A 19,510-nucleotide genomic window follows, 5' to 3' on the forward strand; every position below is an offset into this window, starting at 1 on the left:
TGTGCGCTGCTGCTGTCCCATCCACTGCCCCCGATCTCGGCGTCGAGGTGGCGGACGGTTTGATACTCGGTTACCGGCGTCAGCTGCCCGTAGGCATGTAATGCATGTAGGCGTGGCCTGATGCTTGCCTGCCGGTGTCGGCTTGGCTGCCCGAAGTCGTGTCCTGACGCTGACTGCCACCACCAGCTTGTGCTGCCCGAAGACGTGCTCTGGTGCTCACCCACCGGCGCCGGCTCAGCACCCTGGAGGGGGTGTGCTGACCATCAGCGCCGGTGGGATCTCCGAGCATGGCACGAGCTCATGCACGGGCCTGGTGGACCGACCGGCGGAGGGGGCCACGGACCTGGATGGGCCGTGGGTGGAGCTGGATCGGTCACGGACATCAGGACATCGCACCCACCTCAGGCATCACGGCGCCGAACCGTGCGCGTGCTCATGTGGGCTGTCCGCGTTCGCGATACCCGCGCCATGGGGGGTGGGGGAGCGAGTGGGTCTGCGGAGGCCGTGAGCAGGCGCGCGGGTCGGCGCATGTGGATCCTTTCGAGTGGGTAACGGCTTGCACTCGTATCATTACACAGAGGAGTCAGAAGTTAACCTCGCGTTCAGTAAAATCCCTGCGGCCCGCCAACGAGCCGTCAGATCAGCCCCCATAACTGGGACGGTCAGCCGATGGCCAGGGCCTCGTCGTCGGGGTCGTCGGCGAAGCCGGGGACCCAGCGGATCACCTCGTCGCGGAAGCGCGCCGTGGTGCCCAACTGGCAGAGGACGCCGATGCCCGCCGCGTGGACGCGGTGGATGAGCACGTACGAGGCAGGCAGGTTGAGCTGGCGGATCACGTTGGTAGGCCGAAGGTCCGCCACACTCGCGGCCTGGGCCTGCAGCCACTCCCGGCTGAACGTGAACTCCTCCACCGCCGTCGGCTCCACGTACGGCGCGAGAAAGGCCCGCAGCGCGTCCGGATCGATTTCGACGTCGGTGCGGATGAAGCCCTCCCGGCGCAGGCCCGCCATGACGGTCTCCATGTCGCCCTCGTTGAAGATGCGCGTCAGCTGGCCGAACGCCTTGGGGTAGCCCCCGGGCAGACGATTGACCGCGCCGAAGTCGAGGACGCCGAGCTTGCCGTTGGCCAGCATGCGGAAGTTGCCCGGGTGTGGGTCGGCGTGCAGCATCCCGACCCGCGCCGGGGAGCAGAAGAGGAAGCGTACGAAGAGTAAACCCGCCTGATCGCGCTGCTCCTTGGTGCCCTCGGTGATGACGCGGGACAGCGGGGTGCCGTCCATCCACTCGGTGACCAGCACCAGCTCGTTGGCCGCGATCACATCGGGGACGTGGAAGTCGGGATCGTCGTCGAACTCCAGCGCGAAGGCATGCTGGGCTTCGGCCTCCCGGAGGTAGTCGAGCTCCTCCGCGACCCGTTCGCGCAGCTCCGCCAGGACGGCCTTGACGTCGAGGCCGGGCAGCAGCACGCCGAACAGCCTGCCCAGCCGCGCCAGCTGCGCGAAGTCGCCGAGCAGCGCCTTGCCTGCCCCGGGATACTGGATCTTGACGGCCACCTCCCTGCCGTCGTGCCACACGGCCTTGTGTACCTGGCCGATCGACGCCGCGGCTGTTGGCTGGTCGTCGAACGACAGGAAGTTTTCCCGCCAGTCGTCACCCAACTGCTCGGTGAGCACCTTGTGAACGGTGGACACGGGCAGCGGGGGAGCGGCGTCCTGAAGTTTGGTCAGCGTGGCGCGATAGGGGCCGACGATCTCCTGCGGCAGCGCTGCCTCGAAGATGGACAGCGCCTGGCCGAGCTTCATCGCGCCGCCCTTGAGCTCGCCGAGCACCTTGAAGATCTGCTCGGCCGTACGCTGCTGAACCTCCTGAGCCACGAGCTCCGCGGACTTGCCGCCAAGCCGTTTGCCCAGCCCGAGGGCTGCACGGCCGGCGAAACCGAGTGGAAGGGCGGCCAGCTTGGCGGAACGCGTGACAGCACGACGCGGAAGATCGCTCACCCTCATGCGCGGAACCTCGACGAGATACCGCTTCCCCCCTTCATGGTCGTCCTCTGAGCACGTCAGTCGCGGTTAGGAGACATGACCATTCTTAGCGAATATGGATTGTTTCGCATACAACGACATTGCGGATGTAGGGTCCACGACCGTCTTTTCCAGCGCCAATCAGGCGTTACGTCCATTGTGCCGTTGGTCACAGCCGACTCTCTGTCATCAAGATGAGCAAGCGCATGACCGACCACCGCCGCCGCGACCAGCGCCGCCAGGGTGGCATCGCAGGCTATCTCGCCCGGTGGATACCCACCCAACCGGGCGGTCACGATCGGCCACATCGGGTCGCGATCCCGCCGCGTCAGGTCTAGGCAGTGCAGGCACGCCGTCTTCCCCGGGATGACGAGCGGGCCCACGGTCCCATGCCCTTCGAAGGCTGACGCAAGGAGGTGCGGGATGCCGAGCGAGGTCAACTCGTTGACCAGTACGCCGTCGAGGGGGCCGACGGGCGTGAGTATGACGAGGTCGGGCCGATCCGACTTGTCCCCGAGATACGGCCCTCCCGCCAACGCATTGACGGACGGCCTCAAGTCCTCCCCGGCTCTCACACTCTCTCCGGCCCTCATGCTCTCCCTTGCTCTCACGGCCTTCCCGGTCCTCGCGTCCTTCCCGGCCCTTGTGTTCTTGTTCGTGCGGGGTGGCTCGTCTGGCTCGTCTGGCTCGTCGGCCAATGGGGCGGCGGGTCGGGCTCGTTGCAGAGGGACGGTGGGGCGCTCGGCTCGCGCGGAGTTGGTGGAGTACGGGGTACGTGCCGAACTCGTGGGGCGCGCGGTTCGTGCCGAACCGGTGGATTGTGGGCCCTTCCCGGCTTGGGCGGCGTGAGTGTCCTCCCTGACCTGGGTGGTGTGGGTTTCGTTCTCGGATTGGGTGGCGGGAGGTCTTTGCGTGGCTTGGGTCGGGTGGTGGGGTTGGGTGGTTTGGGCTGTCGGGGTTGTTTCGAAGTGGCGGCTGGGTGTGGTGGCTCGGGTGTTGTTGTTCGCGCGGGTGGAGCCGGTGCTGGTGGTGGGGATGGGTTGAGGTGCTTCGGGGCGGAGGGAGCCGGTGGGGGTGGGGGTGGGGCCGCCTGAGGTGAGTCGGGTGGCGATCAGGGCGGCGCCGATCTCGCGGGGGAGGCCCACCTCCGTCCACGTCAGTCCACCAGGTGTGATGTCGCATGGGCGTGCCGTGCCTGGGTCGAGGACCCGGATGTTGCCGACCCCTGAGGCGGCGAGCAGGGCGACCACCTGAGCACCCACTCGGCCTGCCCCATAGACGCGCACCCGCCGTTCGCGGCGGCGGGCGAAGAGGCCGATCGCGCCGTCCGGGGCGGTCGAGGCGAGGTCGAGGGCGTCGAGGTCTGGGCGCAGACGGTCTCGTTCGGCCAGGGGGAGGTCGGCGATCGGCGCGGGGCTGGTGGCGGCGTCGTGGAGGGCGCCTTGGGCGGCGAGTTGGTCGAGCAGGGATCGGGCGCGGATCTCGTCCAGGCCCGCGGAGGCGGCTTCTTTCAGGACGCACTCCAGGTCGCGGGTGCCGTCGAGGCCCTCTATCCATTGCCGGACGGCTTCGGTCAGGCCGCTCAGCAGGACGGCCCGGAGGGGGTGGGCGCCGTACTGGAGAGTGTGCTCGTCGCGGATGATGCGCCGGAGGGCGGGCTTCACACGTGGCCTCATGGCGGGAAGGGTTCCATGTCCGAGCAAGATCCGGAGTGGGTTCTGCGGTGGCTGTGGATAACTACCCGCCCCTGAGAGGACCTGTGGAGAGGAAGGGAAGGAAAAGCAGGTCAGAGGGCTGATAGGCGGCATGTCCGGCCTTTGGAGGGCGAGGCTGATCCGGCCGACCTGAGGGATGAGGGGAGGGCTGAGGCTTGTTGGGTGCGCCTCAGGCGGGAGAGGCCGGGTGGGGGAGCTTGGACGGGGGAGCTTGGGCGACGGGCCGTTTAGGTGACGGGTCGCCCGGGTGGAAGCGCTCAGGTGAGGGGTGGCTTGGCTGAGTGGTTGGGGCTGGGTGAGCTGAGTGGTTGGGGCTGGGTGAGCTGAGTGGTTGGGGTTGGGTGAGTTGAGGGCGGGGGAGGACGGCGGGTTCGGGGGCAGGGGGTCGCCTCTGGGGGACGAAAAGGTGGCGTCGGGGTTCGGTGGCGCAGGGATGTGCGAGGCGTTCGGGGAGGGGCGGAGGGAAGCGGGAGATAAAGGTCAGGTAAATCAATCTTTGACGAAAAATGACCGAATGTCGCGAGCTCGGGTGACCGCAATGAAGATCATTTAGAACGCTCCTACCGCCACAAGACCCCACAAACTACCCCGAAACCAAGACCATCAACACCTGGAAGCGGTGCTGAGGTGGGAATCCTCCGTCGGGGCCGTGACCACGGCCGCCACCGGCATGATCAGGCGCTCCACACCCATCGGGAAAGGGCGCATGCCCAAATTCACCGGCTCTTAATCATCTGACCAGCAGAAACAACGTCCACCCTCTGTGGAATTTCGCCAGGGTCGGCTACCGTGCATATGTGCCCCCCGAGACAGTCGAGGTTCGTCGCAGTTCTCGTCGCCGGCGTACGGTCTCCGCCTACCGCGACGGCGACAAGACGATCGTGCTCCTGCCCGCCTGGCTGAGTGGCGAAGACGCAGATGAATGGGTGAGCCGGATGCTGGATCGGCTGGCCGCGAAGGAACGCCGGCGAAGGCCCACCGACGAGGCGCTGCTCGAACGAGCCAAAGAACTGTCGTCGAAATTCCTCGACGGCAAGGCGGAGCCGGAGAGCGTGCGCTGGGTCGACAACCAGCAGCACCGATGGGGCTCGTGCACCCCCGAGAACGGCACGATCAGAATCTCGACCAGGCTCAAGGGCCTGCCCGAATGGGTCATCAACTACGTGATCATCCACGAGCTGGTGCACTTGCTGGTGCCCAGTCACGGTGCCAAGTTCTGGGCGCTAGTAGAACAGTATCCCAAGGCAGAACGCGCGCGCGGGTTTCTGGAGGGATTCTCCGCCGCGGCCCACACAGCGCCGGAGGAGTGTTGACGCGCATCGCCGCGGTCCTGGTACGACAGCGCATGGCACAGGCGGCCCCCCCGGGCGTGGACCCCGCGCGGTTCCTCGAGGCGGTGGCGGAGGACACCTACGAGATGGTCGCGGGGCTGGAGCTCGTCACGCCGGTCCTGATCACCAGCGTCCCCGAGTTGGAGGAGATCGTCTGGCCGGGCACCGAAGTAATCACGATAAAAGACGACGAACCGCTAAAAATCATCCTTGAGCGCCTCAAAGCCGACCAGGTAGCGGTGATCAGCGCGGACGCGCCCGACCTGCCGCCCCTCCTCGTCGGCAAGCTGTTCAGGGAGCTCGGCAGGGCCGAGATCACCGTCTGCCCGGCGGAGAACGGCGGCGCCGTGGCCATGGCCTGCGCGCTCCCCCCGCCCACCTGGGCGGACCCCGACCTCGACGACGCGCAAATCGTGACCACCCTGCGCGCCCAGGCCCCCGGCTCCCGCAAGGTCGCCACCACCCCGGGCTGGCACCGCCTGCGCACCCCCGAAGACGTCGAACGCCTCGACCCCGGCCTGGAAGGCTGGGAAAGCACCAGGGCGCTGATCAGGGCACGGTGAGCTCGGCCAGCACGGCCCGGTGATCGGTCTTCGGCACGTCGCGCACGCTGACCTCCTTCACCCCCACCCGCTGGTCCACCAGCACATGGTCGATCGTGATGATCGGCGGCACCCGTTTGTTCGCCGGCCAGGTCGGGATCAGCCCGGCCCCCACGGTGTCGGCCGCGTCCTTGTAGCCCCGGGCCAGCAGACCACGCAGGGCGGCATGGTCCAGAGAGGCGTTGAAGTCGCCCGCGATGATCCGGATCCGGTCAGGGGAGGCGGAGGGGAAGTCCGCCATGGCCTCGTTCCACTCGACGACCTGAGGCCCGAGCGGCGGGAACGGATGCGCGTCGATGAACTCGATCGGCCTTCCGCCGGGCAGCGAGATCAGCGCGGCGGGCATCTGGTGCCCGACCGGCGGCATCAGGTCCCACAGCGGCTCCACCGGATGCTTGGAGTAGAGCCCGCTCCCGCCGGCGCTCCACTCGTCCTGCAGCACGCGGTGGGGCATCAGCTCCTTGAGCCCGGCCTCGTCGAGGTCGGCGACCGCCCCGGGGGTGAGCTCCTGCGTGCTCAGCACGTCGGGCTGGAACTCGCGTACCAGATTCATGATCGTCGCGGTGTCGGCCCGGCCGAACAGCATGTTGATCGTCATGACCTTCAGCGGCCTGCCCGTCGTGGCCTCCGCCCTGCCCAGAGCCCTGGGCAGCACGCTGAAGCCGAGCGCGGTCGTGGCCAGCAGCGCGACCGCGGTCGCCGCCCGCTTACGCCCGGCGGCGGCGATCAGGAGCGGGATCAGCGAGCCGGCCGCGGCGTACGGGGTGGCGGTCATGATCTGCGTGGGCAGCGACCCCCGCTCCAGACCGGCCACCCGCGCCACGGCCCACGCCGCGAACGGGGTCACGGCCAGCCAGGTCAGCGTCGTCCCGGGGAACTTCCGGCGCTTGCGCTTGGGAGTCACGATCGTGCCGCCGACGGCAGAAGTCTCCACGCAACCCCCCATTTTTGGAACGACGCAAAGAGACTCTAGCCAAACGCGCGTGAGCCTGAGCTAAGCGCGGCCTGTCCGCGTGCGGCCAACCGCCGCGTCGCCTCGTCGGACGGCTCGGGGATCCCGTCGACGGGGAACCAGCGCAGATCCAGCGACTCCTCGCTGATCACGGCCTCGGCGCCGGGAGGGGCCACGGCCGCGTACTCGACGTCGAGATGCCAGCTGCGCGGCGAATGGCACCACACCTCGTGCCTGTCGACCGCGAGCGGCCCAGGCAGCAGCTCAAGCCCGGAAATTCCCGACTCCTCCCATGCTTCCCGCAGAGCAACCTCCACGAGCGACAGGTCGGAAATCTCGCAGTGGCCACCCATGGGCAGCCACTTCTTGGCCTTCGGATGCAGCGTGAGCAGCACCTGCGTGCCGTCGTGCGACAGCACCGCCGTCGTCGCCGTCAGATGACCGGGTACGCATTCCCGCAGCATCGCGTCGTCATGCACACGCAAATGCTCCAGGAACCCCAGCCGCAACGCCTCTTCCTCCGGCGTCGGCGCGTTCCACGCGGACAGCACCGCCACCGCGTCACCGTGCAGGCTCAACTCTCGTCGCCCTTGTCGCCCTCGTCGTCCGGTTTCGCCTCCAGCTGGGAGATGTCCCAGGCGGCCTCACCGCGTACGAACGCGTCGGGATCGTCGAGGTCGTCGGCCGTCGGCATGAGGTCGGGGTGGCCCCACAGCGCGTCGCGCCCGTCGAGCCCGCGCTCGCTCTCCAGCGCGCGCCACAGCGCCGCCGCCTCGCGCAGCCGCCGCGGCCGCAACTCCAGCCCCACCAGCGTCCCGAACGTCAGCTCCGCCGGCCCACCGGTCGCGCGCCGCCTGCGTACGGTCTCCGCCAGCGCCACGGCGGAGGGCAGCTTGCCCTCGGCGGCCCGGTCGACCACGGTGGCCACCCAGCCCTCGACCAGGGCGAGCATCGTCTCCAGTCGCGCCAGCGCGGCCTTCTGCCGCTCGGTCTCCTCGGGCTTGAGCAGGTTGCCCCCGCTCAGCGCCTCCTGGATCGCCTCGGGGTTGTTGATGTCGAGGCCGCGGATCTGCTCTTCGAGCGCCGAGGTGTCGACCGTTATGCCCTTGGCGTATTCCTCGACCGCGCCCAGCAGGTGCGAACGCAGCCACGGGACGTGCTGGAACAGCCGGTGGTGCGCGGCCTCGCGCAGCGCCAGATAGAGCCGGATCTCGTCGGCCGGGATCTCCAGGCCCTCGCTGAACGAGGCGATGCCCCCGGGCAGCAGCGCGGCCTTGTCGGACAGCGGCAGGCCGATGTCGGTGGTGCCGACCACCTCCCGGGCCAGCGAGCCGAGCGCCTGCCCGATCTGCTGGCCGACCATCATGCCGCCCATTTGCTTGAGCATGCCGAGCAGCGGACCGGCCATCTGCTGGGCCTCGGGAGGCAGCCCTGAGCCGCCGAGCGCGCCGCCCATGGTCTCGACCATGCGCTCCGCGATCGGCTCGCAGAGCTTGCGCCAGACCGGGACGGTGTTCTCGATCCACTCGGACCGGCTCCAGGCCTGCGGGCCGGACACACCGCTCGGCAGCGTCGTCGCCTCGTTCAGCCACAGGTCGGCCAGGCTCAGAGCGTCGACGATCTGGCGACGCTCGCCTTCCATGACGCTCGGATCGCCCTGGGCGACCACGGCGTGACGGGCGATGTTCTTGGCCATGTCCCAGTTGACAGGGCCTGAGCCCTGAGGCGCCGACAGCATGTCGGCGAACTGGCGCATCGCCTGAGCCATCTGCTCAGGGTTGCCGAACATGGCGAACGGGTTCTCGTTAGGGTCGTTTTCGCGACCTGGCAGGTCAGTCACCGCTCTACCTCGTGCAGGATGGAGGAGTCCACATCCGCCACGTTAGTCGTCCTACGGCGGATCAGTGCAAAGTGAGGACCTGGTGCCTACCTCGAAACGCCCGAGCCAACCCGTAGTCGCCGTCACGGGAGCGGCCTCCGGCATCGGCCGCGAGTTGCTCGCGAGGCTCGTATCCTCCGCGGATTTCCGCAGGGTGGTGGCCATCGACGAGGAGCGCGGCGATGTTCGGGAAGCCACCTGGAGAGTGATCGACGTACGGGATCCGCTCTTGGCGAACCGGATCTCCGACATCGACGTCCTGGTTCATCTGGCCGGTGACTACGCCGTCGACTCCGACCCGTCCGAGCGGCGCGCGTACAACCTGCGGGCCGCCCAGACCGTGCTGACGGCCAGCGCGGCGGCGCGCGTGCGGCGGGTCGTGCTGGTCACGAGCGCGATGGTGTACGGCGCCGCGCCCGACAACGACGTGCCCCTGCCCGAGGACGCCCCGGTGGCGGCCGAGCCCGACACCGGCGTCGTGGGCGACTACCTGGAGATCGAGTCCCTGGTACGCCGGTCCCTGCGCAGCCACCCCGGCCTGGAGGTCACCGTGCTGCGCCCGGCCGCGGTCGTCGGCCCAGGAGTCGACACCGTCATCACCCGTCACTTCGAGTCGCCCAGGCTCCTGACGGTCAAGGGCTGCAACCCGCGCTGGCAGTTCTGTCACATCGACGACCTGGTCTCGGCGCTGGACCTGGCCGCCCGCGGCGTCGTCACGGGCGTGGTCGCGGTCGGCTCCGACGGGTGGCTGGAGCAGGAGCAGGTCGAGGAGCTGTCGGGCATCCGCAGGTTCGAGCTCCCCGCGGGGCTGACGTTCAGCACGGCACAGCGGCTGCACCGGCTCGGCATCACCCCGGCCCCGGCGACCGACCTGCACTACGTCGTCTACCCGTGGGTCGTCGACTGCACGGGGCTGCGCGAGGCCGGCTGGAAGCCCTCGTGGACGAACGAGGCCGCGTTCGAGGAGCTCCTGGAGCTGCGCGAGAACAGGACGACCGTGGTCGGCCGGCGCCTGCCGGTCAAGGAGGCCACGCTCACCGCCGCCGGCGCCACCGTGGCCGTGATCGGCACCGCCGCGATCGTCCGCCAGGTGCGCAAGAAGCGGCGCGGCTGAGAAATCCGCCGCCAACCTGCCACTGACCTGGAACGACGGCGTTTCGGCAGTCCAGCGGGCAGATTTCTTGTTGGTAGGCTCTTTGCGTGGACGTCATCCGGTTGCTCGGGATTCGTGATACGCCGCTCTCCGTCGACGAGGTCATGGCCGCCGTGAGCGACCACGCCGCCGGCGGCACCACCGTCTTCGTGGGCACCGTGCGCGAGCAGGACCACGGAAAGCCGGTGACCAGGCTCTCCTATTCGGCCCACCCTTCGGCCGAGGCCGAGCTGCGGCAGGTCGCCGAGAAGGTGGCCGCCGACTTCCCCGTGACCGCGCTGGCCGCCGTCCACCGCGTGGGCGACCTGGAGCTGGGCGAGGCGGCCGTCATCGTCGCGGTGGCCGCGCCGCACAGGGACGAGGCGTTCAAGGCGTCGAGACGGCTGATCGACGATCTGAAGGCGAACGTCCCGATCTGGAAACATCAGGCGTTCGCCGACGGCGAGACCGAATGGGTGGGCGTCGGCGAATAAGCTCATCGACATGTCACGACGCGCCCTGACTCTGCTGCTCGCGGGATTCCTCGTGCTCGCGCTAGGTGTCGTGGGCGCGTTCAGGCCGGTCCCGTACGTCGTGCTGAGCCCCGGCCCGACCGAGAACACGATCGGCGAGGTCGACAAGAAGCCCGTGATCTCGATCAAGGGGCGGGAGACCTACCCGACCAGCGGCGCGCTGAGCCTGGTCACGGTGGCCTACCAGGGCGGCCCGGCCGCCCAGATCGACCTGCTGACCGCGTTGCGCGGCTGGATCGACCCGACCGTGGCGGTGGTCCCGCAGGAGACCATCTTCGCTCCCAACCGCGACCCCAAGGAGGTCGAGGAGGAGAACACGGTCGAGATGACCAACTCACAGGACTCCGCCACCGCCGCCGCGCTCACCGAGCTCAAGATCCCCTTCAACATGGTCGTGACCGTGGTCTCCACGGAAAAGGGCCGGCCCGCCGACGGCAAGCTGCTGAAGGGCGACGAGATCGACACCGTGGACGGCAAGCCCGCCAAGGACGTCGACGTCGTGGGTGACGCGGTCAAGGCGCACAAGCCGGGCGAGAACGTGGCCTTCTCCGTCACCAGGGGGAGCCAGAAGCTCGACGTCACCGTGCCGACGGTGGCCGGCCCCAAGGGGCAGACCCTCGTGGGCGTGGTCATGCAGGCCAAGTACAAGTTCCCGTTCGACGTCGACATCAACGTCGGCGACGTCGGCGGGCCGAGCGCGGGGCTGATGTTCTCGCTCGGCATAGTCGACAAGCTCACGCCGGGTGAGATCACCGGCGGCAAGCAGATCGCCGGCACCGGCACGATCCAGCCGTCGGGCGAGGTCGGCGCGATCGGCGGCATCGCCCAGAAGATGGTGGGCGCGAAAGACTCCGGGGCCACGATCTTCCTGACCCCGGCGGACAACTGCGCGGAGGCCATGAAAGCCGTGCCCGACGGGCTCCGGCTGGTCAAGGCCGACACGCTGCACGACGCGGTGCTGGCGCTCGACGCGCTGCGCACGGGCAAGGGCAACGTGCCCGCTTGCGAGGCCGGATGAAACTTCTGGAGCTCGCCGTGCGTTAGCCGTAGGGCTGGCACTGCGGTGTAGGTTGCCAGACACGGACCGTTTCTTCATCACGACGAGGGGTTGGCCTTGAGCTTCCGGACCCCAGGAGCCGGCAGGGCGATGCGCTTGCCCCGCCGACCGAGACTGCTTCTGCCTGTGGCGATCGCCTTGGTGGCGATCGTGGCGCTGTTTTTCCTTTTTTCCGGTATTTACACCGACTATCTATGGTTTGACGCGACGCACTACACGTCGATCTTCACCGGCGTGCTCCTGACCGAGATCGTGCTGTTCCTGGTCGGGGCCCTGCTCATGGTCGGCATCGCGGGCGGCAACATGCTGCTGGCCTTCCGGATGCGGCCGATGTTCGGGCCGGCGATGTTCGGCGGGGGCAGCGGCGCCGACCGCTACCGCATGGCGCTCGACCCCCACCGCAAGCTGATCTTCATCGTCGGCATGGGTCTGCTCGCGCTCTTCTCCGGCTCCTCTTTCGCCGGTCAGTGGGAGACGTGGCTGAAGTTCGTCAACGGCGAGTCGTTCGGCAAGCAGGACAAGCTGTTCGGGCTGGACATCTCGTTCTACATGTTCGACTACCCGTTCATCCGGATGGTGCTGAACTTCCTGTTCACCGCTGTGATCATCTCGATCGTGCTGGCGGCGGTCACGCACTACCTGTACGGCGGGTTCCGGCTGCAGTCGCCGGGCGTGCACGCCTCCAGGGCGGCCCGCACCCACCTTTCGGTGCTGCTCGGCGTCTTCGTCCTGCTCAAGGCCGTCGCCTACTGGGTCGACCGCTTCGGCCTGGTCTTCTCCGACCGCGGGTTCGTCCACGGCGCCTCCTACACGGACGTCAACGCCGTCCTGCCGGCCAAGACCATCCTCGCGATCATCGCGCTGATCTGCGCCGCCCTGTTCTTCGCCGGCATCTTCCGGCCCGGCGGCATGCTCCCCGGCGTCTCGGCCGGCCTGCTGGTGCTCTCGGCCATCCTGATCGGCGGCGTCTATCCGGCGCTGGTCGAGCAATTCCAGGTCAAGCCCAACCAGCAGGGCAAAGAGGCGGCCTACATCCAGCGCAACATCGACGCCACGCGCGAGGCGTACAACGTCGACAAGACCGAGGTCGAAAACTACAACGCCGAGTCCGACCCGACCAAGGTCCAGAAGGAGGGCGACGCCTCCGTCTCCGGCGTGCGGCTGCTCGACCCGGCGCTGGTCTCCTCGACGTACGAGCAGACGCAGCGCATCCGCGGCTTCTACAACTTCGGCGACACGCTCGACGTCGACCGCTACCCGGACAGCACCGGCAAGCTGATCGACCACGTCGTCGGCGTCCGTGAGATGACCGGCCCGCCCGAGGGGCAGAACAACTGGATCAACCGGGCCCTGGTCTACACCCACGGCTACGGCTTCGTCGCCGCGCCGGGCAACCAGGTCGACGGTGGCGGCCTGCCCAACTACGACGCCAAGGACATGCCGGTCACCGGCCCCCTGGTGAACACCACGGGGCTGCGCCAGCCGCGCATCTACTTCGGCGAGGAGCCGGCCGGCGAGGAATACGTCATCGCGGGCGGCGACCCGAAGACGAAGGAGCTCGACTACCCGCAGACGGGCGGCACGGGCCAGGCGGACAACATCTACGACGGCAAGGGCGGCGTCCGCGTCGGCTCGTTCCTCAACAGGCTCGTCTACGCCGCCAAGTACGGCGAGGCGAACATCCTGCTGTCGGGCGACATCAACGACAACTCCCAGATCCTGTACGTGCGCAACCCGCGTGACCGGGTCCAGAAGGTCGCGCCCTTCCTGACGCTCGACGGCAACCCCTACCCGGCGATCGTCGACGGGCGCATCACCTGGATCCTCGACGGTTACACGACGTCCAACGACTACCCGTACTCGCAGAGCGAGAGCCTCGGCGACATGACGCGCGACACGTCCACCGACCGCCGCGTGATCGCCCAGCAGCCGAGCGACAGGGTCAACTACATCCGCAACTCCGTCAAGGCCACGGTCGACGCCTACGACGGCACGGTGACGCTCTACGGCTGGGACACCAACGACCCGCTGCTGAAGACCTGGAGCAAGGCGTTCCCGGGGATCATCCGCCCGGCCTCGGAGATGAGCGCCGACCTGCGCAACCACGTCCGCTACCCCGAAGACCTGTTCAAGGTGCAGCGCTACACGCTGTCGCGCTACCACATCACCAACCCCGCCGCCTTCTACAGCGGCCAGGACTTCTGGAACGTCCCGGGCGACCCCACGCAGGGCGACAAGAACATCAAGCAGCCGCCCTACTACCTGACCACCACGATGCCGGGCGGCACGCCGACGTTCTCGCTGACGACCACGTTCGTGCCACGGCAGGGGAGCGCCAACCTGTCGGCGTTCATGGCGGTCGACTCGTCGGCCGGCTCCGGCTACGGCCGGCTGCGCATCCTGCGCATGCCGTCCAACACGCCGATCCCGGGCCCCGGCCAGGTGCAGAACGCCTTCCAGAGCCGCCTGGCCGGCCAGCTCAACGTCATGGGCGTGGGTAGCTCTTCGCTCCGGTACGGCAACCTGCTGACGCTGCCGTACGCGGGCGGCCTGCTCTACGTCGAGCCGGTGTACGTCCAGGTGACCGCGGGCGGGGGCCAGGAGCCGTACCCGATTCTGCAGCGGGTCCTGGTGTCGTACGGCAACAAGATCGGCGTCGGGCCGGACCTGCAGAAGGCGCTCGCGGAGGTCTTCGGCGAGCAGCAAGAGCAGCAGCAGAACACCCCCACAGAGCAGCAGAACGTCCCCAACACGGCGATCAACACGGCGATCGCCAACGCCAAGAAGGCGTACGAGGACGCGCAGAAGGCTCTGCAGTCGAGTCCGCCGAACTGGGACGCCTACGGTGCGGCACAGAAGCGGCTGGAGGAGGCGCTGAAGGCGCTGGAGGGGGCCAACGCGGAGCAGCCCAAGCCCTCGGCGACTCCGTCGGCCACCCCGTCTGCCACGCCGTCGGCCTCGCCATCGATGTCACCCTCGGCGACGCCTTCGGTCTCGCCGAGCGGGTCGCCATCGCCGACGGGCTCGCAAGCGGCGGGCACGTCCTAGCTCAATCAGTTTGCGCCCACCCCTCGTCGCCCACTAGTCTTTAAGAGCAGCAAGGCGACGCGGGGTGGAGCAGTTCGGTAGCTCGCTGGGCTCATAACCCAGAGGTCGCAGGTTCAAATCCTGCCCCCGCTACCATCCAGAAGCCCGGGCTCCTTCATCGGAGTCCGGGCTTTTGTCATTCCCCGCCGACCCCGGTCGCGCGGGATGTTCAAGAGATGGCCACGCCCGTCGATCGGGCGCATTCCCGCTGCTCAGAGCCCCTTCCCCAAGAGACTCCCGCCACCGACGGCGGCCACCTCGGGGTTGGAGTGGTCGGAGCACGGTCGCGGACCCTGTATGGTTATTACCACAGACACCGACGCGGGGTGGAGCAGTTCGGTAGCTCGCTGGGCTCATAACCCAGAGGTCGCAGGTTCAAATCCTGTCCCCGCTACAAAGCCAGAGTCCCTGGTCACCGGAGAGATCCGGAGACCAGGGACTTTGTCGTTTTCTCAACCTTGCTCAGTCGCACCCGCGAGTGATTACATCATTACATGACTGAAGAATCAGTACCCACGCTGTACGACTGGGCGGGCGGCAGCGAGGCGTTCGAGCGGCTGACCGCGGCGTTCTACCGCACAGTCGTCAAAGACGACCTGATTGGCCCGCTGTTCGCGCACATGGACCCGGACCATCCCAAATATGTGGCGATGTGGCTCAGCGAGGTCTTCGGCGGCCCCGACCGGTACACCGAGGAGCGCGGCGGCTACCCGAACATGCTCCGCCACCACCTCGGCAAGGCCATCACCGAGCCCCAGCGCCGCAGATGGGTGAACCTCCTCATGGACGCCGCCGACGAAGTGGGGCTGCCGGACGACCCCGAGTTCCGGGCGGCGTTCGCCGGCTACGTCGAATGGGGCACCAGACTGGCCAGGCACAACTCCCAGCCGGACGCCACACCCCCGCTTGAGGCCCCCGTGCCGCACTGGGGTTGGGGGGTCGCGCCGCCGTACCAGCCGTAACCTGGAGGAATGGGAAGCACGTCCCGCGGGAGGCTGCGCGTTCACCTGGGTGCGGCGCCCGGCGTGGGCAAGACGTACGACATGCTGAGCGAGGCGCACCGCGCCCGCGAACGCGGCAAGGACGTGGTCGTGGGCTTCGTCGAGACCCACGGCCGCGCCAGGACGGCCCAGCTGCTCGAAGGGCTGGAGGTCCTGCCGAGGCGGACGGTGTCCTACCGGGGTTCGACGTTCACCGAGCTGGACGTCGACGCCGTGATCGCCCGCGCCCCCACCGTGGCGCTGATCGACGAGCTCGCCCACACGAACGTTCCCGGCTCCCGCAACGTCAAGCGCTGGCAGGACATCGACGAGGTGCTCGGCGCCGGCATCGACGTCGTCTCCACCGTCAACATCCAGCACCTCGAATCCCTGAACGACGTGGTCGAGCAGATCACCGGCGTGTCGCAGCGGGAGACCGTGCCCGACGAGGTGGTGCGCCGGGCCGACCAGATCGAGCTCGTGGACATGGCCCCCGAGGCGCTGCGCCGGCGAATGGCGCACGGGAACGTCTACCCGCCCGATCGGATCGACGCCGCGCTGGCCAACTACTTCCGCGTCGGCAACCTGACCGCCCTGCGGGAGCTCGCCCTGATCTGGCTGGCGGACAAGGTGGACGAGCAACTCGACCGCTACCGCTCGGACCACGGCATCGAGGGCACCTGGGAGGCCCGCGAGCGCGTGGTGGTCGCCGTCACCGGAGGCCCGGAAGGGGACACGCTGATCCGCCGCGCCGCGCGCATCGCGGCCCGGAGCAAGGGCGCCGACCTGCTGGCCGTGCACGTCACCAGCGCCGACGGGCTGAGCTCCGGCGGTGACCCGGCGAACCTCCTGCACCAGCGCGCCCTCGTCGAAGCCCTCGGCGGCTCATACCACCAGGTGGTCGGCGACGACATCCCGCATGCGCTGCTCGACTTCGCCCGTGGCGTGAACGCCACCCAGCTCGTGCTGGGCGCGTCCAGAAGGGGGCGGTTCGCGCAGATCTTCACGCGTGGCGTGGGCGTGACCACGACGGCGCTGTCCGGGTCGATCGACGTGCACATGGTGACGCACGAGGCGACCAGGAAGGGGCGCGAGCAGGCCCGGTCGAGTGCCGCGCTGACCCGCAGGCGGCGGCTGACCGGCTGGGGGCTGGCGCTGCTGGCGCCGCCGCTGCTCACGACCGGGCTCCAGCCCCTGGGCCTGTCGTTGCCCAGCGAGATCCCGCTCTTCCTGCTGCTGGTCGTCGGGGTGGCCCTGGTGGGCGGCATGTGGCCGGCGTTGACGGCCGCGGTGCTCGGGTTCGGGCTGCTCAACTGGTTCTTCACGCCGCCGCTGCACACGTTGACGATCGCCGAGCCGCAGAACGTGCTCGCGCTGGCCACGTTCGTGCTGGTGGCGGTGATGGTCAGCACGGTCGTCGACCTGGCGGCCAGGCGCAGCAGGGAAGCGGCGCGCTCGCGGGCGGACGCCGAGGTGCTGTCCACGCTGGCGGGTCACGTGCTGAGGGGCGAGGCGGCGCTTCCGTCGCTGCTGGCCAGAACGCGGGAGACGTTCGGGCTCAGCTCGGTGACGCTGCTGGAGCGTACGGACGACTGGCACATCGTCGCCACCTCGGGCGGCCCGCCGTGCACGAGCCCGGGAACGGCCGACACCGACGTCGTGATCGACGAACGGCTCGTGCTCGCCGCCCGGGGGCGGCTGCTCGACGCGAGCGACCGGCGGGTGCTGGAGGCGTTCGCGGCGGAGGCGGCGGTCGCCCTGCGTGAGCAGCGGCTGCGTGAGGCCGCCGAGCAGGCCGAGCCGCTGGCCGAGGCCGACAGGATGCGCACCGCCCTGCTCGCCGCCGTCAGCCACGACCTGCGTACGCCGCTCGCCTCGGCCAAGGCGGCGGTGGAGAGCCTGCGCAGCACCGACGTGACCTGGTCGGACGAGGACCGAGGCGAGCTGCTGGCCACCGCCGACGAGTCGCTGATCAAGCTGGACCGGCTCGTCGCGAACCTCCTCGACATGAGCCGCCTCCAGGCCGGCGTGCTCGGCGTGAAGCTGGAGCCCGTGGCGATCGAGGACGTGCTGCCGCACGCCATCGACGACCTCGGACCGCTGCGCGACCAGATCCACAGCGACCTTCCGCCCGTGGTCCCCGAGATCATGGCCGACCCGGCCCTCCTGGAGCGCGTGCTGGTCAACCTGATGTCGAACGCCGTCCGCTACAGCCCCGACGGCGAACCCGTGCTCGTCAACGCGAGCTGGCACGGCGAGAACGTGGAGATCCGCATAGTCGACAGGGGCCCCGGCATTCCTCCTGAAGCGCATGAAAGGGTGTTCATGCCGTTCCAGCGGCTCGGTGATCGCGGCAGCCACACGGGCGTGGGGCTCGGCCTGGCGCTCTCGCGCGGCCTCACCGAGGCGATGGGCGGCACGCTCGTGCTGGAGGACACGCCTGGAGGGGGACTGACCATGACCGTCTCGCTGCGGAGGCACACGTGACCCGCGTGCTGGTGGTGGACGACGAGCCGCAGATCCTGCGTGCTCTGCGCGTCAACCTGGCCGCCCGGCAGTACGAGGTGGCGGTCGCGGCCGATGGCGGCTCGGCGCTGCGCCAGGCCGCTGAGTGGCATCCTGACCTGGTCATCCTCGACCTCGGGCTGCCCGATCTGGACGGCGTGGAGGTCATCGAGGGCCTGCGCGGCTGGACCGCCGTGCCGATCATCGTCCTGTCGGGGCGCGCGGACAGCACCGACAAGGTCGACGCGCTCGACGCGGGGGCCGACGACTACGTGACGAAGCCGTTCAGCATCGACGAGCTGCTCGCCCGCGTCCGCGCGGTGACCCGCCGCACGGGCCAGCACGACGAGGAGGCCGCCACGGTGCGGCTGGGCGATCACGTGATCGACCTCACCAGCAAGTCGATCTCGGGAGGGGTACGGCTGACGCCCACGGAGTGGCACTTCCTGGAGATCCTGCTGCGTAACCCGGGCAAGCTGATCAGCCAGCGCCAGCTGCTCCGGGAGGTCTGGGGAGACTCCTACCTCAAGGAGACGCACTACCTGCGCCAGTACATGGCCCAGCTCCGGCGCAAGCTCGAACGGGACCCCGCCCGCCCGGTGCACCTGCTGACCGAGCCCGGGATGGGCTATCGGTTCCAGCCGTCGGCTTCGTCGGAGTAGCAGTGGCCCGACGGCTTGAGGAGCATCACGACCGCCTTCTGGACGGCCCAGCCGAGGAGCAGGATCCCGAAGGCCACCTGCACGACCCGCATCCAGAGGGATGAGCCCTGATCGGCATAGACCACGACGCCAACCCACATCAGGCCAAATGTCCCGACTAGTGCGATTGCCGCCCAGTTCAACCCCCGCTGACACATATGCGAAGTCTTACAGCCGGTCAGCCAAGGCTCGGTATGCCCTGTGTGCACATCGGGTCAGCGGCTAACGCGGGAGGGCGCGCCCCATGCCGACGCACCGGCGCAGGCGCATTCCGCGCGGGCGCTGGGGGACGGACTCCTCCAGGCAGGCGAGCAGCGCGGCCGCCGTACGGGCGTCCGACAGGATGCGCTGCACGGCCTCGCCGTCCTCGGGCAGCTGGCCGCGCTCGGACAGCTCGTGCGTGAGGAACGCCATGGGGTCGGGCGCGTCCGCGAGGTCGGCCGCCACCGTCGCCCGCGCCGCCGTGAGCAGCCGCAGATAGTGGGTACGGAGGACGGCCTCGCGCATCCGTGCGTGTTCGAGGTCGTCGATGAGGGTCCTGGCGATCCTCAGTAGGTCTCCGGCATGGGTCGCCTCGTCGGCGAGGAAGGCGCGGATGTCGTCGAACTCCGAGCGGGTCATAGCGGACACCTCCGAGAGCGCAGTCTGCTCGTAGGTACTTCGTACCTGACAGCGATTGCGGATGACTTGCCGTCGGCTTGAAGCCTGAGGCGTCGACCTGGGTGTCCTTGATGAGGTTTGGGCGTTGCGTGGTGAGGGGAGAACCACATGATTACCTGAGTGGCGCGAAGTGGGCGCGGCGGGCTGCTAGAGTTGCTTCGCGCAGGGCGGCCGAGGGGGTCACAGAGACTCCCGGAGATGCCCGGCAAATCCCACTACCTTCGAGGGTCGTCCTCCGGTGGATTCGCACCGGTTCGGATGGGCTGGTAAGTTAGAGGGGTTGTCCCGGAAACGGGGCGGGTCTTAATTTCCGCAAGTCGAGCAAGTCCGGTCAATTTGACAGGAACTTGAACGG

At 68.6% G+C, this 19,510-nt stretch carries 16 protein-coding genes and 2 tRNA genes; 11 read left to right on the forward strand and 7 right to left on the reverse strand.

What is annotated here, in order from left to right:
* Positions 1-662: 662 nt before the first annotated feature.
* Complete coding sequence (locus ABZS69_RS11615) at positions 663-1,997, reverse strand: AarF/ABC1/UbiB kinase family protein (protein WP_355369875.1); 1,335 nt, start codon at positions 1,995-1,997, stop codon at positions 663-665.
* Between the two features lie 62 nt (positions 1,998-2,059).
* Positions 2,060-3,685 carry a hypothetical protein gene (locus ABZS69_RS11620; protein ID WP_355369813.1) on the reverse strand — a complete coding sequence of 542 codons (1,626 nt, stop codon included), beginning with the start codon at positions 3,683-3,685 and terminating at the stop codon, positions 2,060-2,062.
* 848 nt (positions 3,686-4,533) lie between these two features.
* On the opposite strand from ABZS69_RS11620, the gene ABZS69_RS11625 reads away from it, so the two are divergent.
* Both ABZS69_RS11625 and ABZS69_RS11630 read left to right on the forward strand, forming a co-directional pair.
* The gene (locus ABZS69_RS11625; RefSeq protein ID WP_355369815.1) at positions 4,534-5,049 is read left to right on the forward strand and encodes a M48 family metallopeptidase; all 516 of its coding nucleotides are present in this window, start codon (positions 4,534-4,536) and stop codon (positions 5,047-5,049) included.
* Entirely contained in the window at positions 5,046-5,630 is a 585-nt protein-coding gene (locus tag ABZS69_RS11630) for a hypothetical protein (RefSeq protein ID WP_355369817.1), read from the forward strand. The genes ABZS69_RS11625 and ABZS69_RS11630 overlap by 4 nt, the downstream gene beginning before the upstream one ends.
* Here ABZS69_RS11630 and ABZS69_RS11635 read toward each other — a convergent pair.
* From ABZS69_RS11635 to ABZS69_RS11645, 3 genes are read right to left on the reverse strand one after another with little or no spacing between them, the layout of a single operon-like run.
* Positions 5,617-6,603, reverse strand: coding sequence for an endonuclease/exonuclease/phosphatase family protein (locus ABZS69_RS11635; RefSeq protein ID WP_355369819.1), 987 nt, complete (start codon positions 6,601-6,603; stop codon positions 5,617-5,619). The genes ABZS69_RS11630 and ABZS69_RS11635 overlap by 14 nt on opposite strands.
* 35 nt (positions 6,604-6,638) lie before the next feature.
* On the reverse strand, positions 6,639-7,199 hold the full coding sequence (locus ABZS69_RS11640) for an NUDIX domain-containing protein (protein ID WP_355369821.1): 561 nt from the start codon (positions 7,197-7,199) through the stop codon (positions 6,639-6,641).
* Entirely contained in the window at positions 7,196-8,410 is a 1,215-nt protein-coding gene (locus tag ABZS69_RS11645; RefSeq protein ID WP_355369877.1) for a zinc-dependent metalloprotease, read from the reverse strand. The genes ABZS69_RS11640 and ABZS69_RS11645 overlap by 4 nt, the downstream gene beginning before the upstream one ends.
* Before the next feature lie 130 nt (positions 8,411-8,540).
* Here ABZS69_RS11645 and ABZS69_RS11650 point away from each other — a divergent pair, with 130 nt between their 5' ends.
* The 9 genes from ABZS69_RS11650 (at position 8,541) to ABZS69_RS11690 (ending at position 18,456) form a co-directional block, all read left to right on the forward strand.
* Positions 8,541-9,614: an NAD-dependent epimerase/dehydratase family protein gene (locus ABZS69_RS11650; RefSeq protein WP_355369879.1), complete on the forward strand. Its 1,074-nt coding sequence runs from the start codon at positions 8,541-8,543 to the stop codon at positions 9,612-9,614.
* 86 nt (positions 9,615-9,700) lie between these two features.
* Entirely contained in the window at positions 9,701-10,126 is a 426-nt protein-coding gene (locus ABZS69_RS11655) for a molybdenum cofactor biosynthesis protein MoaE (protein WP_355369823.1), read from the forward strand.
* Positions 10,127-10,136: 10 nt separating this feature from the next.
* Positions 10,137-11,183, forward strand: coding sequence for a PDZ domain-containing protein (locus ABZS69_RS11660; protein ID WP_355369825.1), 1,047 nt, complete (start codon positions 10,137-10,139; stop codon positions 11,181-11,183).
* Positions 11,184-11,312: 129 nt separating this feature from the next.
* A complete protein-coding gene (locus ABZS69_RS11665; RefSeq protein WP_355369827.1) occupies positions 11,313-14,270 on the forward strand; it encodes a UPF0182 family protein in 2,958 nt (985 codons plus the stop codon).
* Between the two features lie 58 nt (positions 14,271-14,328).
* Positions 14,329-14,405: transfer RNA gene (locus ABZS69_RS11670), tRNA-Met, on the forward strand.
* Between the two features lie 224 nt (positions 14,406-14,629).
* Positions 14,630-14,703: transfer RNA gene (locus tag ABZS69_RS11675), tRNA-Met, on the forward strand.
* Positions 14,704-14,803: 100 nt separating this feature from the next.
* Positions 14,804-15,271 carry a group II truncated hemoglobin gene (locus tag ABZS69_RS11680; RefSeq protein ID WP_355369829.1) on the forward strand — a complete coding sequence of 156 codons (468 nt, stop codon included), beginning with the start codon at positions 14,804-14,806 and terminating at the stop codon, positions 15,269-15,271.
* 9 nt (positions 15,272-15,280) lie between these two features.
* The gene (locus ABZS69_RS11685; RefSeq protein ID WP_355369831.1) at positions 15,281-17,776 is read left to right on the forward strand and encodes a DUF4118 domain-containing protein; all 2,496 of its coding nucleotides are present in this window, start codon (positions 15,281-15,283) and stop codon (positions 17,774-17,776) included.
* Positions 17,773-18,456 (forward strand): response regulator, encoded by a 684-nt coding sequence (locus ABZS69_RS11690; protein WP_355369833.1) that lies wholly within the window; start codon positions 17,773-17,775, stop codon positions 18,454-18,456. Before ABZS69_RS11685 ends, ABZS69_RS11690 begins: the two co-directional genes overlap by 4 nt.
* On the opposite strand, the gene ABZS69_RS11695 is transcribed toward ABZS69_RS11690, so the two are convergent.
* Positions 18,423-18,596: a hypothetical protein gene (locus ABZS69_RS11695; protein ID WP_355369835.1), complete on the reverse strand. Its 174-nt coding sequence runs from the start codon at positions 18,594-18,596 to the stop codon at positions 18,423-18,425. The two genes, ABZS69_RS11690 and ABZS69_RS11695, sit on opposite strands and share 34 nt — an antisense overlap.
* Before the next feature lie 121 nt (positions 18,597-18,717).
* The gene (locus ABZS69_RS11700; RefSeq protein ID WP_355369837.1) at positions 18,718-19,116 is read right to left on the reverse strand and encodes a hypothetical protein; all 399 of its coding nucleotides are present in this window, start codon (positions 19,114-19,116) and stop codon (positions 18,718-18,720) included.
* Between the last annotated feature and the right edge of the window lie 394 nt (positions 19,117-19,510).

This window comes from Nonomuraea sp. NPDC005650 (assembly GCF_040605375.1).
GTDB lineage: Bacteria > Actinomycetota > Actinomycetes > Streptosporangiales > Streptosporangiaceae > Nonomuraea.

Excerpts from the sequence above, each read along its gene's own strand:
- ABZS69_RS11680 (WP_355369829.1), top strand. The coding sequence starts at position 14,804 with ATGACTGAAGAATCAGTACCCACGCTGTACGACTGGGCGGGCGGCAGC.
- ABZS69_RS11695 (WP_355369835.1), bottom strand. The coding sequence starts at position 18,596 with ATGTGGGTTGGCGTCGTGGTCTATGCCGATCAGGGCTCATCCCTCTGG.
- ABZS69_RS11665 (WP_355369827.1), top strand. The coding sequence starts at position 11,313 with ATGCGCTTGCCCCGCCGACCGAGACTGCTTCTGCCTGTGGCGATCGCC.
- ABZS69_RS11660 (WP_355369825.1), top strand. The coding sequence starts at position 10,137 with ATGTCACGACGCGCCCTGACTCTGCTGCTCGCGGGATTCCTCGTGCTC.
- ABZS69_RS11700 (WP_355369837.1), bottom strand. The coding sequence starts at position 19,116 with ATGACCCGCTCGGAGTTCGACGACATCCGCGCCTTCCTCGCCGACGAG.
- ABZS69_RS11645 (WP_355369877.1), bottom strand. The coding sequence starts at position 8,410 with ATGTTCGGCAACCCTGAGCAGATGGCTCAGGCGATGCGCCAGTTCGCC.
- ABZS69_RS11685 (WP_355369831.1), top strand. The coding sequence starts at position 15,281 with ATGGGAAGCACGTCCCGCGGGAGGCTGCGCGTTCACCTGGGTGCGGCG.